The organism is Halomonas sp. DP5N14-9 (assembly GCF_019802175.1).
GTDB lineage: Bacteria > Pseudomonadota > Gammaproteobacteria > Pseudomonadales > Halomonadaceae > Halomonas > Halomonas litopenaei.
This window is the reverse complement of sequence record NZ_JAHVHR010000010.1, coordinates 49,553-66,853: the sequence shown is the minus strand read 5'-3', so window position 1 is coordinate 66,853 and position 17,301 is coordinate 49,553. Positions and strand designations below refer to the sequence as shown.

The 17,301-nt window shown below is 65.0% G+C and carries 14 protein-coding genes; 10 read left to right on the top strand and 4 right to left on the bottom strand.

The annotated features are described in order from the left end of the window. Positions 1-45: 45 nt before the first annotated feature. The 10 genes from KUW00_RS08435 to nhaC all read left to right on the top strand — a co-directional run bounded on the left by KUW00_RS08435 (position 46) and on the right by nhaC (position 12,752). The gene (locus KUW00_RS08435) at positions 46-2,229 is read left to right on the top strand and encodes a putative bifunctional diguanylate cyclase/phosphodiesterase (protein ID WP_222568814.1); all 2,184 of its coding nucleotides are present in this window, start codon (positions 46-48) and stop codon (positions 2,227-2,229) included. A gap of 106 nt (positions 2,230-2,335) precedes the next feature. Continuing rightward, positions 2,336-2,932 carry a sigma-70 family RNA polymerase sigma factor gene (locus tag KUW00_RS08430; protein ID WP_045992553.1) on the top strand — a complete coding sequence of 199 codons (597 nt, stop codon included), beginning with the start codon at positions 2,336-2,338 and terminating at the stop codon, positions 2,930-2,932. Then, the gene (locus KUW00_RS08425; RefSeq protein WP_222568813.1) at positions 2,929-3,687 is read left to right on the top strand and encodes an anti-sigma factor domain-containing protein; all 759 of its coding nucleotides are present in this window, start codon (positions 2,929-2,931) and stop codon (positions 3,685-3,687) included. Before KUW00_RS08430 ends, KUW00_RS08425 begins: the two co-directional genes overlap by 4 nt. A 335-nt stretch (positions 3,688-4,022) precedes the next feature. Beyond that, the gene (locus tag KUW00_RS08420) at positions 4,023-4,478 is read left to right on the top strand and encodes a hypothetical protein (RefSeq protein ID WP_045992551.1); all 456 of its coding nucleotides are present in this window, start codon (positions 4,023-4,025) and stop codon (positions 4,476-4,478) included. 393 nt (positions 4,479-4,871) lie between these two features. Next, positions 4,872-5,804, top strand: coding sequence for a 4-hydroxyproline epimerase (locus KUW00_RS08415; protein WP_222515852.1), 933 nt, complete (start codon positions 4,872-4,874; stop codon positions 5,802-5,804). Between the two features lie 122 nt (positions 5,805-5,926). Further along, complete coding sequence (locus tag KUW00_RS08410) at positions 5,927-6,874, top strand: dihydrodipicolinate synthase family protein (protein ID WP_222568812.1); 948 nt, start codon at positions 5,927-5,929, stop codon at positions 6,872-6,874. Positions 6,875-7,025: 151 nt separating this feature from the next. After that, entirely contained in the window at positions 7,026-8,603 is a 1,578-nt protein-coding gene (locus KUW00_RS08405) for an aldehyde dehydrogenase (NADP(+)) (RefSeq protein ID WP_222568811.1), read from the top strand. Positions 8,604-8,712: 109 nt separating this feature from the next. After that, positions 8,713-9,384, top strand: coding sequence for a GntR family transcriptional regulator (locus KUW00_RS08400; protein ID WP_222568810.1), 672 nt, complete (start codon positions 8,713-8,715; stop codon positions 9,382-9,384). Between the two features lie 564 nt (positions 9,385-9,948). After that, positions 9,949-11,259, top strand: coding sequence for an NAD(P)/FAD-dependent oxidoreductase (locus KUW00_RS08395; protein WP_222568809.1), 1,311 nt, complete (start codon positions 9,949-9,951; stop codon positions 11,257-11,259). Positions 11,260-11,315: 56 nt separating this feature from the next. Further along, positions 11,316-12,752 (top strand): Na+/H+ antiporter NhaC, encoded by a 1,437-nt coding sequence (nhaC, locus tag KUW00_RS08390; protein WP_045992545.1) that lies wholly within the window; start codon positions 11,316-11,318, stop codon positions 12,750-12,752. 92 nt (positions 12,753-12,844) lie between these two features. On the opposite strand, the gene KUW00_RS08385 is transcribed toward nhaC, so the two are convergent. The 4 genes from KUW00_RS08385 to KUW00_RS08370 all read right to left on the bottom strand — a co-directional run bounded on the left by KUW00_RS08385 (position 12,845) and on the right by KUW00_RS08370 (position 17,301). After that, on the bottom strand, positions 12,845-13,654 hold the full coding sequence (locus KUW00_RS08385) for an SDR family NAD(P)-dependent oxidoreductase (protein WP_222568808.1): 810 nt from the start codon (positions 13,652-13,654) through the stop codon (positions 12,845-12,847). Between the two features lie 419 nt (positions 13,655-14,073). Then, positions 14,074-15,441 (bottom strand): YjiH family protein, encoded by a 1,368-nt coding sequence (locus KUW00_RS08380; protein WP_222568807.1) that lies wholly within the window; start codon positions 15,439-15,441, stop codon positions 14,074-14,076. A gap of 148 nt (positions 15,442-15,589) precedes the next feature. Then, on the bottom strand, positions 15,590-16,552 hold the full coding sequence (locus KUW00_RS08375) for an electron transfer flavoprotein subunit alpha/FixB family protein (protein WP_222568806.1): 963 nt from the start codon (positions 16,550-16,552) through the stop codon (positions 15,590-15,592). Continuing rightward, positions 16,549-17,301 carry an electron transfer flavoprotein subunit beta/FixA family protein gene (locus KUW00_RS08370; protein WP_222568805.1) on the bottom strand — a complete coding sequence of 251 codons (753 nt, stop codon included), beginning with the start codon at positions 17,299-17,301 and terminating at the stop codon, positions 16,549-16,551. The genes KUW00_RS08375 and KUW00_RS08370 overlap by 4 nt, the downstream gene beginning before the upstream one ends.

The following is a 17,301-nucleotide window of genomic DNA, read 5'->3' as shown; positions in this document are numbered from 1 at the left end:
ACACCTGGCCGATACTAATACTTTACTCTCAAGGATCTCACCTGCATGGACCACTCGCTTGCGTCCTACAACCCGGCACTGGTCGCCCTGAGCCTTGGCATCGCCGCCATCGCTTCGCTCACTGCCCTGGATCTCGCCGGACGCGTCAGAGCGAGCCAGGGCCTTGCCCGCCACCTGTGGCTTGCCGGCGGTGCCTTCGCCATGGGCACCGGCATCTGGTCGATGCACTTCGTCGGCATGCTGGCCATGGACCCCGACTCGCACTTCGCCTACGGGATCCCCCTTACCCTGGCGTCCCTGCTGGCGAGCCTTCTCGCTTCCGCCTTGGCACTGGCAACAGTGCAGTCAGGCCACCTCACCGGTCCTCGACTGGCCGTCGGCGCGCTGATCATGGGTAGCGGCGTCTGCCTGATGCACTACATCGGTATGGAGGCCATGCTGTCGGTAGACAGCCTGCGCTACCGACCGGACCTGTTTGCCCTGTCCGTGGTCATCGCCGTGCTAGCCTCGGCGGTCGCCCTCAGCCTGGCCTTTCGACTCAACCCGGTGGGGGGACGCTCCCCGCTGTGGCAACGTGGCCTGGCCTCGCTGGTCATGGCCGCAGGCATTTCGGGCATGCACTACACCGGCATGGCCGCCACCAGCTATCGCACCCTGAGCTACTCGGCCTCGGCCCCGGGCATCGGCACCGACCGGCTGGCCATCGTGGTGGCGCTGATCGCCACCTGCATCATGCTGGCAGCGTTGATGATGTCGATCTACGACGCCCATCTGTCCTCGCGCAATGCTCAGCTGGCACGTTCGCTACAGCAGGCCAATCAGGAGCTCAAGGACCTGGTCCATCATGACGTCCTGACCCAACTGCCCAACCGACTGAAGCTCGAGGAGCACCTCGATGAACTGCTCGAGGACAACATCGATACCTTCGCGGTGTTCTTCGTCGACCTGGACCGCTTCAAGCAGGTCAATGACGGCCTCGGCCACCATGTGGGTGACGAGCTGATCAAGGGCGCGGCCCGACGCCTGCAGATGGCGGTGCGCGACAGCGACCTGGTCGCCCGGGTGGGCGGCGACGAATTCATGGTGGTCACCCATCAGGTTGCCAGGCGCGGCGACGCTGAAGCGCTGGCCCAGCGCATCGTCAGTTCGCTGGACAAGCCCTTCCAGATCGGCAACAGCATGGTCAAGGTCTCCACCAGCCTGGGCATCAGCCTTTACCCCGACCACGGGCGCAGCAAGCACGCCCTGATGGTCCACGCCGACGCCGCCATGTATCGCGCCAAGCAGCAGGGACGCAACAACTTCCAGTTCTTCGCCTTGGACATGACCTCCGAGGCAGACCGTCGCAGTACCCTCGAGCGACGCCTGACCCAAGCCATCGAGGAAGATCGCCTGAGCCTGGCCTATCAACCGAAGATCCGCGTCGACAGCGGTGAGGTCTCAGGCGTCGAAGCGCTGCTGCGGTGGCACGATGAGGAACTCGGCCAGGTCACTCCTGACGAGATCATTCCCGTCGCCGAAGACTGTGGCCTGATCCTTCCCCTGGGCGCATGGGTGCTACGCACCGCCTGCCGGTTTTCGAGCGAGTGGCTCAAGAAGTCCGGCGAGCCATTGCCGGTGGCGGTCAACATCTCGGCCATTCAGCTCAATCATCGCGGCTTCGTGGCCACCATCGAGGCTGCGCTTGCCGAATCGGAGCTTCCCCCTCACCTGCTGGAACTCGAACTGACCGAAAGCACCCTGGTACAGAACCCTGATCGCGCCCTGGAAGTACTGAGTACCCTGCGCAACATGGGTGTGCTGCTGTCCATCGATGATTTCGGCACCGGCTATTCCAACTTGACCCAGTTGAAGTATCTGCCCGTGGACCGTCTGAAGATCGACCGCACTTTCATGCAAGGCGTGGTCGATTGCGAACAGGACGCGGCCATCGTCCAGGCGGTGATCTCGCTGGCCAGGTGCCTGGGGCTTCATATCATCGCAGAAGGTGTCGAGAGCGAAGAACAGCTGGCCTTTATCCGCCAGCTGCAGGGCCACGAGTACCAGGGCTACCTGTTCAGCAAACCGGTCCCGGCCGAAGAGCTCAAGGCACTGTTGGCCAAGGGTCACCTCTTGTCAGCGGCCGCAGCGGAACCCCGACACGTCACCCGGGATACGCTGGCGCACCAGACGCGCCTATCAGGACTCGAGCCGGAAGGCAGACCTTCCCACCCCACTGGCATCGCCTGAGCGATCGTCCAATACCGTCGATACAGGCTGCTTGACCTTGCCGGTCAGGCAGCGTCACCCTTCTGCCACCACGACAACAACACTCCGCAGCGCAGAGATCGCCGCCATGTCCAATGCCTTTCGCGCCCCGCCCCCGGCGCACCAGGAATCCCCGCCGCTATCCTCCCCGGAGCGGCTGGTTCATCTGCTGTCCAGAGTCGCCGACAAGGACCGGGAGGCCTTCGCCGAGTTGTACGAGGCCAGCGTGGCGAAACTCTTCGGCACGGTGTTACGTATCTTGAAGCAGCAGGCCTGGGCCAACGATGTCATCCAGGAGGTCTACGTGACCATCTGGCAGAAGGCCGGACGCTTCGAGAGCGAGCGCGCCTCCGCCATCACCTGGATGGTGACCATCGCCCGCAATGCGGCCATCGACGAGCTACGCAAGGCACCGACACGGCCCACCGAGAGCGACAGTATCCTCGAGAACTGGGTCGCCGAGACGCCCTCCGCCTACGATCAGCGTCACCAGGACGAGACGTCGACACAGCTGACGTTGTGCCTTGATGAACTGGAAGAGAGCCGGCAGCAAATGGTGCGCCTGGCCTATCTGGAGGGCTGGTCGCGGGCCGAACTGGCAAGCCACTTCGACCAGCCGGTCAATACCGTCAAGACCTGGCTACATCGTGCACTGAAACAACTCAAGGGGTGCCTGGGATCATGAGCGACCGCGACGACAAGGACATGCTGGCCGCCGAGTTCGTGCTGGGCACCCTGGATCGTGACGAGCGCGACAGGGTGCGCCGCCAGCGTCAACACGACAGCGAACTCGAGCAGCGTATCGGTGAATGGGAGAGCCGGCTGGCGCCTCTGGCCGACGAGATCCAGGACCTCACCCCGGGCCCGGACCTGTTGCCGCTTATCCAGCAACGCATCAAGGCCATCGAGGACGCCGCGCGTGGCGATACGGCATCCGACGCCCCCCCGAGCACCGCCAGCGTCACGCCGCTGCACCGCCGTCTGGCCTTCTGGAAGGCCGCCACCGGCCTGTCCAGCGCCGCGGCGGTGATCCTGGCGGCGGTGCTGCTGGCACAGCCGTCTCCGCCCACCAGTGAGTCCAACTTTGTGGCGGTGTTCCAGCAGGACGATCGCCAGCCCGCCTTCATGCTCAGCGTCAACCTGGAGCAGCGCCGCCTGCATGTCCGCCCGGTCAGCGCCGAACCTCTGCCCGACCGCTCCTATCAGCTTTGGATCAAGCATGATGATCTGGGCTCCGCTCCCCGGTCCGTCGGTGTACTCGACGATGACCTGAGCCTCGACCAGGCCGCCCTGCGCGACTACGAACCTGAATTGCTGAAGCATGCCACCTTTGGCATCAGCGTCGAGCCTCCGGGTGGCTCGCCCACCGGCCAGCCTACCGGCCCCGCTATCCACGGCTACCTGTACCCCACCGAGCCCAGCGGCGGCCAGCGTCTCTGAGAATTTCAGCCCTCACTGAAACCTTTTCGCCTCCCCTGCGTAGCTAGTCGATGACCCCGCCACCGGCAATGGCCGATGGCGGGGTCATCGTGGCGGGCGTGGGTTTCGACACCCTCGAGGCGTACGCCCCGCACCACGACTTCCCTGCTTGGCCACTCGTTCGAGTGGCCTTTTTTATCTGGACGTCGGCTCTCGCCTTGGCGTCAGGGCACAACATTTTTTTCGATGACCTGAAACCCACCGTGGCATCGGCACGTAGCTGTTATCAACTCGGCAGCCATCCTGTCGTGGAGCACCTTCGGCAAGCCAATCAGCAACACCAGGAGACCATCACCATGTTCAAGCCATTGGCAGCACGTACCCTCATCACCTCAGCCCTCCTCGTCGGCGCAGCCACCCTGGCCACCGGCGCCCAGGCCGCCCACCATGGAGAGATGGACGAAGCCGGCCATCTCGGCGTCTGGGCCGAAGATCAGTCGGTGGAGAGCGGCACCGTCACCGCCGATCGCATCGTCGCCGAGAACAACGGTTGGCTGGTCGTCCACCGTACCGACGAAAGCCACAAACCAGGGCGCGTTGTCGGTCACGCCCCGCTCAAGGCCGGTGAGAACACCGACATCGCGGCCATCCTGACCGAAGAGGTCAGCAGCGGCGAACATCTGATGCTGATGCTCCACGGCGAGGACGGCGGCATGCAGACCGGCATCTTCGAATACACCCTGGGCGCCAGCGAAGACGGCCCGGTCAAGGTCGACGGCAACCTGGTGATGAGCGTGATCACCGCTCAATGACACCAGCCCCCTCCTTTTGACGACTTGGCGAGGGCCCTGCCCCTCGCCTTTTTTGTGCCTGCTGCTCGTCCTTCGTACCCCACCGCTGTCCTTCCGCGCAGGCCTCCCGGTCTTTCCTGTGCCTGCCGCTCTTCCTGCTCGCGCCAGCCCCCGCGCCCTGTGACGTGTGCCTCGGCCGACAACGAGCCCTCTGGCTGACCACCCCCCGTGTCGGCAAAGCGCCCAACCACAGGCCTCCCTCTCCGCTCATGACTCCGGCTTTCCCGTCGCCCGCGAAGAATCCTCTTTGATGACTTCACAACGTCTCTTGAAGATTGTATAAAATATAAAAACTGATCAACGACGCCCAGATGATCATCGATCACCACAACCGACAACAAACCGGGGTACTCCATGCAACGCGTACACGTCATCGATTCCCACAGCGCCGGCGAGCCCACGCGCCTGGTCATGGACGGCTTTCCGACGCTTGCCGGCGCCACCATGGCCGAGAAACGCGACTGTCTTCGCGACCGACACGACCACTGGCGCCGCGCGGTGATGCTGGAGCCCCGCGGCCACGACGTGCTGGTCGGCGCACTCTACTGTGAGCCGGTATCTCCGGACGCAACCTGCGGGGTGATCTTCTTCAACAACGCCGGCTACCTCGGCATGTGCGGTCACGGCACCATCGGCCTGGTCGCCTCGCTGCATCACCTGGGCCACCTCAGCCCCGGCGACCACCGCATCGACACGCCGGTGGGCCAGGTCGAGGCGACCTTGCATGCCGACGGTGCCGTGACCGTACGCAACGTCCCCTCCTACCGCTATCGCCGGCAGGTCGCGGTGGAAGTGCCCGGCCACGGCATGGTCCATGGCGACATTGCCTGGGGCGGCAACTGGTTCTTTCTGGTCAGTGACCATGGCCAGCGCATCGCCCTGGACAATGTGGAGACCTTGACCGGCTATACCTGGGCCATTCGTCAGGCGCTTGCAGGCCAGGGCTTCACCGGCGATGACGGTGGCGAAATCGACCACATCGAGCTGTTCGCCGATGACGACGAGGCCGACAGCCGCAACTTCGTGCTGTGCCCCGGCAAGGCCTACGACCGATCCCCCTGCGGTACCGGCACCAGCGCCAAGCTGGCGTGCCTGGCCGCCGACGGCAAACTCGCTCCCGGCGAACGCTGGCGCCAGGCCAGCGTCTGCGGCGGCCTGTTCGAGGCGAGCTATGAATGGCAGGGCGATCAGATTCGCCCCAGCATCACCGGACGCGCCTTCATGAGCGCCGACAGCACCCTGCTGATCGACGAGCAAGACCCCTTCGCCTGGGGCATCGGCGGCTGAAGTCCCAGCGGCTGGCGCCCCAGTACCCGACGACGGCCATTGACGTTTTTACCCACCGGCGGCTGCCCAAGAAGGGCGGCGCCTCCCTGACCCCGTGACATCGTCCCACTCAAGGACCCGACATGAACGACAATATCTTCACCGGCTGCATCCCCGCCCTGATGACCCCGTGCACCAAGGACCGCCAGCCCGACTTCGACGCCCTGGTCGCCAAGGGCCGTGAACTGATCGAGGCCGGCATGAGCGGCGTGGTCTACTGTGGCTCCATGGGCGACTGGCCGCTGCTGACCGAGGCCCAGCGCCAGGAAGGCGTCGCCCGCCTGGTGGCAGCCGGCATCCCCACCATCGTCGGCACCGGCGCGGTCAATTCCCGCGAAGCGGTATCCCACGCTGCCCACGCCGCCAAGGTCGGCGCCCATGGCCTCATGGTGATTCCCCGGGTGCTGTCTCGCGGCACCTCGGTGACCGCCCAGAAGGCACACTTCGCCGCGATCCTGGACGCCGCACCGGACCTTCCCGCGGTCATCTACAACAGCCCCTACTATGGCTTTGCCACCCGCGCCGACCTGTTCTTCGAATTGCGTCGCCAGCATCCCAACCTGATCGGCTTCAAGGAATTCGGTGGCGCCGATGACCTGCGCTACGCCGCCGAGCACATCACCTCCCAGGATGATCAGGTCACCCTGATGGTCGGCGTCGACACCACCGTCTTCCATGGCTTCGTCAACTGCGGCGCCACCGGCGCCATCACCGGCATCGGTAATGCCCTGCCCCACGAAGTGCTGACGCTGGTGGCCCTCAGCAAGAAGGCTGCCAAGGGCGATGTCGAGGCCCGCCGCCGGGCCCAGGAACTCGAGCAGGCCCTGGGAGTGCTGTCCTCCTTCGATGAAGGTGCCGACCTGGTGCTCTACTACAAGCACCTGATGGTGCTCAACGGTGACGAAGAGTATCGCCTGCACTTCAACAAGAGCGACGCCCTCAGTGATGCCCAGCGTCGCTACGTCGAGACCCAGTACGACCTCTTCCGTACCTGGTACGCCGGCTGGTCAGCCTCGCTCGACCTGTCCTGAAGCCCGACATGTCCTGAAACCACCGGGGAGGCTCGCTCGACGCCGAGCCTCCTGTTGTTTTCGGCATGGGCGACAGGGGCGTTGGCACAACCCCCCTTTCGCCCATGCTGCTTCCCGCACTTCCCACACTTCCCCTTGACAGGAGAGTCAAATGACACTGGAAGGCAAGATGCTGATCGGACAGGAGGCCGTGCTCGGCAGCCAGGCGCCGATCCACGCCATCGACCCCGCCACCGGCAAACGCCTGGAGCCGGCCTACCCGGGCGGCAGCCAGGCCGAGGTGGAGCGCGCCTGCGCCCTGGCAGAGGCCGCCTTCGATGACTACCGCGAAACCACGCTCGAGACACGCGCCCGTTTTCTCGAGACCATCGCATCGGAAATCGAGGCACTCGGCGATGCGCTGATCGAGCGCGCCATGCAGGAAACCGGCCAGCCCCAGGCCCGCCTTGCCGGAGAGCGCGGACGCACCTGCGGACAACTCAGACTGTTTGCCGACACCGTACGCGCGGGCGAATGGCTCGACGTTCGCATCGACCCTGCCCAGCCACAACGCCAGCCCATGCCCCGTGCCGACCTGCGTCAGCGTCAGATCGCCCTGGGGCCTGTCGCGGTGTTCGGTGCCAGCAACTTTCCGCTGGCCTTCTCGGTGGCCGGCGGCGACACCGCTTCGGCCCTGGCCGCTGGCTGCCCGGTGGTGGTCAAGGCTCACTCGGCCCACCCCGGCACGTCGGAGCTGGTCGGCCGCGCAGTACAACGGGCGGTGGCCCGGTGCGAGCTGCCCGAAGGCGTGTTTTCGCTGATCTTCGGCTCCGGCCGCGTGGTAGGCCAGGCGCTGGTCGAGGACCCCCGCATCAAGGCAGCCGGCTTCACCGGCTCTCGCTCTGGCGGCATGGCCCTGTGGCAAAGCGCCCAGCGCCGACCGGACCCCATCCCCTTCTACGCAGAGATGAGCTCGATCAACCCGGTGTTCCTGCTGCCCGAGGCGCTCAAGGCCCGCGGCAAGGACCTCGGCGAGGCCTTTGTCGGCTCACTGACCATGGGCGCCGGACAGTTCTGCACCAACCCGGGGCTGGTGATCGCGGTCAAGGGCGAGGCCCTGGACGCCTTCATCGAGTCGGCCGCCGAAGCCGTCAAGGCCGCGGGCGCCCAGACCATGCTGACCCCGGGCATCCATGACGCCTACACCCAGGGCGTAGAGACCCTTGGCGACAGCGACAAGGTCCGAGAAATCGCACGTGGGCAGCAAGGCGAAGGCGTCAATCAGTGTCAGGCGGGACTGTTCGTGGCCACGGCCAGTGACTTTCTCGGCGACGAAGCGCTACAGGCCGAGGTATTCGGTTCGACGTCCCTGGTGCTGGAGTGTGCCGACACAAGTGAGGTCAAGGCGCTGGCCGAAGGTCTCGAGGGCCAGCTGACCGCCACCCTGCAGATGGACGACGGCGATACCGAGACGGCCCACGGCCTGCTTTCGATCCTCGAACGCCGGGCCGGACGTATCCTGGTCAACGGCTGGCCAACCGGGGTCGAGGTATGCCACGCCATGGTGCATGGTGGCCCCTTCCCCGCCACCTCCGACGCCCGAACCACCTCGGTGGGTAGCGCCGCGATCCAGCGCTTCCTGCGCCCGGTGTGCTATCAGGATCTGCCCGAAGCGCTGTTGCCCCAGGCACTGCGCGACGACAACCCCTGGGCCCTTGGCCGCCTCGTCGACGGCAAGCGCGAGGCCTGAATCAGGTCCCTTGCCCAGGCGGCGGCCCCCTGGGGCCGCCGCCTGCCCATGGACATTCATCGCGGTTTGTATACAGTGTGCAATAACATCCGATGGGCAGAGAGAGGCTATGGCGACTTTCAAGACACGCGCACAGTTCGTCGCGGATGACCTGCGCAGGCGTATCCTGGGCGGAGAGTTCCAGGGGGGAACCCAGCTGCGCCAGGATGCCCTGGCAAAGGACTATGACGTCAGCCGTATTCCCGTGCGCGAAGCCCTGCTGACCCTGGAGTCCGAAGGGCTGGTCGAGTTCCATGCCCACCGCGGTGCCTTTACCACCGAACTGTCGGTCGCCAAGATTCGCGAGCTGTTCGACCTGCGAGTATTGCTCGAGACCTACGTCCTGCGCCATGCCATCAGCGAGTTGACGGAAGACGACCTGCTCAAGGCAGAGCGCATCCTCGAGAAGTACGACGATGCCCTGAACAGCGGCGGCGAGATCGACAACTGGAGCGAGTACAATTTCGCCTTCCACCAGGCCCTCTATGCACCGGCCAGGTTGCCCGAAACCCTGGCGTTGATCAGTCAGCTCAACACCAAGTCGGATCGCTACATCCGCATGCAACTGCTCTACACCCAGGAGATCGAAAAGGCCGAGCGCGAACACCATGGGCTGCTCGACTTCGCCCGTCAGGGCAAGGCCGACGAGGCCTGCGAATTGCTCCAGCGCCATATTCAGGAAGCCTGTGAAGGCATCGTGACCCTGCTCGAAGAACGCGCCCAGCGCGGCGACGCCAACTGAAGCGCCATCCCTCCCCTTGTGCTTGCCCTGTCGGCGCCTTGCGGGCGCCGACTCGCTAGAACCCTGGCGTCAACGCCATAGCCCCCTGAACGTCCGCGGGTGAGCTGCCCGCTTTCGCTGTCGTCGCCCTTGGCCTGCCAGTGGCGTTATCGCCCCCGTCGTCGCCAGCCGCCTGTCATCAACGTTTCCTCCTGCGCTGGCTTGTTCAAGGCCCTGCCCTGAACGCACCGTCCTGACGCTCCATCCCCTTGGCACGTTTTCAGCGCTCCGAACACGGCGCGGTTTTTCATGCGCCCCGAACCCGGCGCGTTCCTTTGCGCTCCGACCCCAGCACAGCTTTCTCGGCGCCCCGAACACGGCGCGGTTTTTCATGCGCCCCGAACACGGCGCATTCCTTTGCGCTCCGGCCCCAGCACGTCGTTCATGCGCTCCCCCTCAGTGTATCGCCCATGCAGACCGTCCCAGCGGATAACGCCAACGTTGAACATCGCCGCTATTGATCCGAAAGGGCACCTATCTTATATTTTATACAATCGACAAAGACAAACGCTGCAGAGGCAAACCATGGGTTCACCCGGCTCGCGACAAGACCGCCAACCCGGCGACACGCGCATTACCGTGATCGGTGCTGGCGTCATCGGCCTCGCCTGCGCACTCGAGCTGCGTCGCCAGGGCTTTTCGGTGCAGGTACTGGATCGTCAGGCTCCCGGCATGGGGGCGTCATACGGCAACGCCGGGCACATGGCCACCGAACAGGTCTTTCCCATCGCCGACGCCTCGATCCTGACGCAGCTTCCCGCCATGCTGCGTGATCCGATGGGGCCACTGCGACTGGACTGGCGCTACCTGCCCCGCGCCCTGCCCTGGTTCACTCGTCTGTTGCTGAACCTGCGCTCTGCCCCCTACGCCAACAGCGTGGCCGGGATTCGTGCCCTCAACGAGGTCAGCCTGGACGCCTGGCGCAAGCTGCTCGATTCGATCGATGGCCGCCATCTGATGAAGGAGGACGGCTCGCTGCTGGTCTATGAGCAGGACCAATCAAAGCCCCGGATCGACCACCTGGCTGGTGCCATGTCGGCCCAGGGGGTAGCCCTCGAATCCTGGTCGGGCGACGCCATACGCGAGCTCGCGCCGTCCCTCTCGGCCAAGCTCCGAGGCGGCCTCTTCTTTCCCGCTACCGCCCATGTGGTCGACCCCGCCGCCATCTCCCGGGCCCTGGTCGACGCCGCCCGCCATGAAGGCGTTACCTTCGCCACGGCGGAGGTACGCGCTGCTCGTGTCCATGGCCAGGGCGTCAGCCTCCAGACCGATTCTGGGGCGCTGGACTGTGAACGGGTACTGCTGGCCTGCGGCGCCCACTCGGCCCGCCTGGCCGCAGACCTCAGCGGTCGCGGTGTGCCACTGGATACCGAGCGTGGCTATCACCTGATGCTGCCGGCAGAGCGGCACCGATTGCCGGTGGCGGTCACCTCGCTGGAGCGCCGCTTCATCATGACGCCGATGAGTGACGGCCTGCGCCTGGCCGGCACTGTCGAATTCGCCGGCCTCAAGCGCCCCCCCAACATGGCCCGCGCCTGGCAGCTCCACCGCCTGAGCCAGGGTCTGTTCGAGCACGACCTGGACAGCACCGATGCCAAGCCCTGGATGGGCTTTCGCCCTTCCCTTCCCGATTCGCTGCCGATCATCGACAGCGCCCGGGATGGCCGCGTGCTGCTGGCCTTCGGGCACCACCATCTGGGACTGACCCAGGCCGCTGTTACGGCACAGCTTATCGCCCGCCTGGCGACGGGGCGGACGGGCCCAGCGACCGGATCCGGCCCGGTGTCACTCCCGCCACTCCCGCCACTGTCGCCCTATCGGCTCGAGCGCTTCTGAGCATGACCGCTCGGCCCCTGCACCGCAGAACCCACAACAACACCAAAGGAGATCCCATGACGTCGTCTTCCACCCCCATCCGCCTACCCGGCATGGCCGAGGTTCTGGCCGTCATGATCGGCTTCATCGCCATCATGTTCTTGAGCATCAATGTCCTTGGCCTGCCCATCCAGCTTGCCCTGTTCGCCTCCTGGTTTCTGGTCATGGCGCTGGGCGTCAGGCTCAAGATCCGCTACGCCAGCATGCAGGAAGGACTGATCAACGGCATTCACAACGGCATGGAAGCCGTACTGGTGCTGACTACCGTCGGCGCCCTGATCGGCACCTGGATCGCCGGTGGTATCGTGCCGAGCATCATCTACTACGGTCTGACGGTGATGGACCCGCAGATCTTCCTGTTCGCTGCCTTCATCATCTGTGCCCTCACCTCGCTGGCCACCGGTACCTCCTTCGGTACCGCAGGCACCGCCGGTGTCGCCATGATGGGCATCGGCCACAGCTTCGGCATCCCGCTGCCGCTGGTCGCCGGCGCGGTGATCTCCGGTGCCTACGTCGGCGACAAGATGTCGCCGCTGTCCGATACCACCGTGATGACCGCCTCGCTGTGCAAGGTCAATCTGATCGACCATATCCGCTCGATGATGCTGGTCAGTGCACCGGCAATCCTGATCGCCGGCGTGCTGTTTCTGGTGGTCGGCTTCTTCTTTATCGACGGCGACGTCGACACCTCCCGTGCCACCGTCGCCATGCAGGCGCTGGAGACCCACTTCACCATCAGCCCCTGGCTGTTGCTGCCGGCGGTGATCGTGATCGGCCTGCTGACGCGCCGATTCCCCGCCATCCCGGTAATCACCTTCGGCGCCGTGCTGGGCAGCATCTGCGCCTGGTGGGCCCAGGACGTGTCGCCGGTCGATGCCATTCGCATCGCCTATGACGGCAACGCCATGGCCTCGGATGTGGAATTCCTCAATACACTGCTCAATCGCGGCGGCATCCAGTCGATGCTCGGCGTGGTGGCACTGATCCTTTTCGCCCTGGGCCTCGGTGGCCTGATGGACCGGGTCGGCATCCTCAAGGCGATCAGCAACGGCTTCCTGCGCTGGGCCAACAACCCGGGCCGGCTGACCCTGTCGACCATGCTCGGTGGCTTCTTCGGCAATTTCTTCGGGGGCGCCGCCTACGTCTCGCTGATCACCGCCAGCACCATCACCGAGAAGAACTACGACGACCAGGGCATCGATCGTCGGGTGCTGTCGCGCAACGCCGAAGCCGGTGGCACCGTGACCACCCCGATGGTGCCCTGGACCGATGGCGGCGTGTTCATGGCCACCACCCTCGGCGTGTCCACCATGGCCTACCTGCCCTTCCTCTGGTATCACATGCTGGTCATCGCCATCTCGTTGTTCTACGGCTACGCCAATATCGCCATCTGGCGCACGACGTCGTCCACCGAGAAAGCGACCACCTCCAGCGGCGAATTTCAGACCACCTGAGCCGTCACCAACAGCAGGCAACCAAAAGCCCCCGCTCGCCTTCACGGTGAGCGGGGGCTTTATCTTGTGCAATGGGGCCAAACAACCAAGGCCTAGCCCAGGCAGTGCTCCAGCACCTCTTCCATGGCCTCGACCAGGCGACGGCATCGGCCATCGTCCATGGCGTGGGCATGCGGCGGCGAGAAGCCCTTGCCGTCGTTGTCGTAGTACTGGCCGCCGGCGTTGTCGAACTCCTCGGACAGCGCCGCCTTCACCAGAATGTCGACGCCGATGGACAGGTCGTTACCGGCCACGCCAAAGCCTTCCTTGACCATCTTGCTGGCCAGCAAGGAGCCGGGGTTGACCGCCACCACCATGGGATCACCGGCACTGGACCTGGAGGCCAGGTCGCGGGTCCACATGATCAGCGCCAGCTTGCTCTGGGCGTAGGCGTCGAAGTCACCGTCGGCGTCGGCGGTGCCGGCAAGCGCCGCCAGCGACACCGGCGCCTGGGCAGCGGAGGCCAGATTGACCACCCGCCCCTTGTCTCCGAGCAAAGCCGCCAGGCGACGGGCCAGCACATAGGGCGCCAGGGTATTGACGGCAAATCGCACATCGAGGCCGTCTGCGGTACGGGTGTCCGGGGTGCGGTAGACCCCGGCGTTGTTGATCAGCACATCGATGCGCTCGTCACTCTGCTCGATCTCCGCCGCCAGCGCCGACGCTTCGGCCAGGCGTGACAGGTCGGCGACATGCCCTGCGGGCACCTCGCCTTGCGAGATCGCTGCCAGCTGCTCACGAGCCGCCGCGAGCTTGTCCGGGTTGCGTCCGTGCAGGATGACGCGATGGCCCTGGCGCGCCAGCTCGCTGGCGGTGGCAAGGCCAATCCCATCGGTGGACCCGGTGATCAATATCGTCTTCATGGCAATCTCCTGGCGGCGCCGGTCACCGGATAACGGTGCGGCGACATGTTTTCCCCCATGCTAGTGCAGCCCTGTGCCGACGATAAGCCGGCAAGCGGCGCAATCAGTTTTCGGTTTTCTAGCAAAGCCATCGCCTGCACCACGCCGGCAGCCTCGCCTATCCCGACCCTGTCGCCACGGCTGCGACTTGCGCCCGACATAAAAAAGCGCTACCGAAGGAGGACGGTAGCGCCAATGGGCGATGCAAAGAGATGAGGCTCAGCCTTTAGACAAGCCTTAGGCGCTGTCCGAAAAGTCGACGAGCGAAGGTTAGACAAGGCAAAAATCGGTGAGAAAGCGCAGTTTACGGGGTGTAAATGAGCATGTTGATCCGATTTTTAACGCCGTATTACCGAGCGCAGGCACTTTTCAGACAAGCCCTAGAACAGCAGATGGGTCGCCAGCGCCACCATGGGCATGGCCACCAGGGTGCGCAGCAGGAATACCACGACCAGGTCACGCACCGTCAGCGGGATGTCCGACTCCAGCATGGCGTTGGCACTCTCGGTGAAGAAGATGATCTGCACCGACGACAGGGTGCACACGAAGAACACCGCCATGGGGTCGACGTCGGCGCCGGAGATGATGATCGCCGGCAGCGCGATCTCGGCGATCGACACCAGCACGGTGGGGGCAATGGCGCTGGCATCCGGCAGCTGAAGCGCAGAGATCAACGGCTCCACCAGCACGCCCAGGTAGTCGAATACCGGGGTGTAGGTCGCCAGCAGCAGCGCCAGGGTGGCGATGGCCAGGATGTAGGCGACGATCTTCTGGGCGAAGGTGATGGCCTCCCAGAAGCCCTTGTAGAACACATCGAGACGGGTCTGGGAGGCGCGCTCGGCGGCGGCACCACAGGCCCGGGCCAGGATGTGTCCATCATTGGAGACTTCGAGATCCTGAGCCGTCTGGGTGTTGCCCTGATGGTAGACGTCGAGCTTGCGCGACAGCGGAGGAATCCTGACCATCAGCGCCGCCAGGGTGAAGTTGATGATGAAGGAGACGATGATCATCTGCGGCAGGTAGGCCATGATGCCGCCGATGGACGCCAGCAGGGCGAAGAAGCCCAGGCTGCAGATACTGAAGTTGGTGGCAATGCTGGCCGACTCCCGCTGGGTATAGTGGCCTTCCAGATAGAGCTTGTTGGTGATGAAGATGCCCACCGCCGGGGCGGCGACGAAGGAGGCAACCGCGTCCACCGCAGACTTGCCCGGCAGACGATAGAGCGGACGCATCAAGGGCTCCATCAGGGTGCCGACAAATTCCAGGAAGCCGAACTCGGTCAGAAACAGCACAAACAGGCCGGCGATGGCCACGGTCAGAAAGACGCTGCCCCCCAGATACAGCGCCAGCCCACCGACATCCTTGTGCAGCAGCCAGTCGGGGCCGATCTGGAACACCAGCATGAAGGTGAACACCGCCGCCAGCAGGAAGGTCAGCCCGGTCATGGTGCCATCCTTCTCATGGTAGGCGGCGACGGCTCGGCGCCAGGGAGACGACGCCCCGGAGGAAGCCACCCGGCGTGACAGCAGCCAGGTCACACACAACAGGGCGACCAGGCCAAGCGTCAGATACTCGAGGGCCCCGCCGAGCGAAGACTTCAGATAGTCGATGATGATCACCAGCGGGATCTTCAGCGAGCCATCTGCCGTCGGGAAGGGGAAAAAGAAGATGCAAAGGCCAATCAGGCTGCCAACCAGCGAGGTCACGCCAGCGCTGCGTGGAGGGGCTGCCACCTTGGGATTGTTCATGTTGTGTCTCCAGTGGGGCTTGGGATGAGCACCGCCCGCGGGGGCGGATGCTCGGTGGTGCCGGCGCCGTCATCGGCGCCAGCGGAACGGATGATATTCAGGGGTTGAATGGCCAGCGCCGTTAAGCACGGAACTGTGGCCAGCCGCGTCAGCGCTCGGCCAGTGCCTGGTCGAGTTCGGGCAGAGCCTGGAACAGGTCCGCGACAAGACCGTAGTCGGCGACCTGAAAGATCGGCGCCTCCTCGTCCTTGTTGATGGCGACGATGACCTTCGAGTCCTTCATCCCTGCCAGGTGCTGGATGGCGCCGCTGATACCCACCGCGATATACAGCTCCGGCGCGACCACCTTGCCGGTCTGCCCCACCTGCAGGTCGTTGGCCACGAAGCCGGCGTCCACCGCCGCCCGCGACGCCCCGATGGCGCCGCCAAGGGTATCGGCGATACCTTCGAGCAGGGCAAAGTTGTCACCGCTGCCCATGCCGCGACCGCCGGAGATGACCACCCTGGCAGCGCCCAGCTCCGGGCGCTCGCTCACCGCCCGGGTCTCGCCGACAAAGTGCGAGTGCTGATTGACGATGGCGATGTCGACGGACTCGATGGGTGCTGCGCTTGAGGCCTCGGCCACCGCCTCGAAGGCGGTGACCCGCACGGTGATGACCTTGACCGGGTCCAGGCTCTGTACCGTGGCGATGGCGTTGCCGGCGTAGATCGGCCGCTTGAAGGTATCGGCGGACTCGACCGCGATGACCTCGGAGAGCTGGGCGACATCCGCAAGCGCCGCTACCCGCGGCAGCACATTCTTGCCGCTGGTCGATGCCGCCGCCAGCACGTGGGTGTAGTCCCCGACCAGCGCCGCCACCAGATCGCCCATGGGCTCGGCCAGTTGATGAGCAAGGCTCGCCTGATCGGCCAGCCGTACCCGGCTGACGCCCTCAAGCCTTGCCGCCGCCTCGGCGATGCCCGCGACGCCCTCACCGGCTACCAGCACATCGATATCGACGCCACTTGGGTCCGCTGCGGTCTGTGCGATCTGCCGGGCGGCGGCGACCACCCGCGCGGTGGCCTCGCCAAGCTGTCCTTTGTGATGTTCCCCCACGACCAGAATCTTCATGCGATCACCTTGGCGTCGTTCTTGAGCTTGTCCACGAGTTCGGCCACCGAGGCCACCTTGATCCCGCCCTGCCGCTCGGGCGGCGGCTCGACCGCCTTGAGCCTGAGCCGAGGGCTGACGTCGACGCCCAAGGCGTCGGGTGTGGTCATGGCCAGGGGCTTCTTCTTGGCCTTCATGATGTCCGGCAGCTTGGCGTAGCGAGGCTCGTTGAGGCGCAGGTCGGTGGTGATAACCGCCGGCAGCGCCAGCGACAGGGTCTCGAGGCCGCCGTCGATCTCGCGGGTGACCTTGATCTGGCCCTGCTCTACCTCCAGGGCGGAAGCGAAGGTGCCCTGGGGCATGCCGCCGAGGGCGGCCAGCATCTGGCCGGTCTGATTGTTGTCACTGTCGATGGCCTGCTTGCCGAGCAGCACGAGCTCCGGCTGCTCCTGCTCGACGACCGCCTTGAGCAGGTGCGCCACCGCCAGCGATTCCAGCGCGACCTCGGTGTCGATGTGCAGAGCACGGTCGGCGCCGAGGGCCAGCGCCGTGCGCAATTGCTCCTGCACCGCCTTCGGCCCGGCACTGACCACCAGCACCTCACTGGCCACGCCGGCCTCCTTGAGGCGAACCGCTTGCTCCACGGCGATTTCACAGAACAGGTTCAGGGCCATCTTGACGTTGGTGAGGTCCACGCCGGAGTGGTCCGGCTTGACCCGGATCTTGACGTTGTGATCAATGACGCGCTTGACCGCGACAAGGATTTTCAT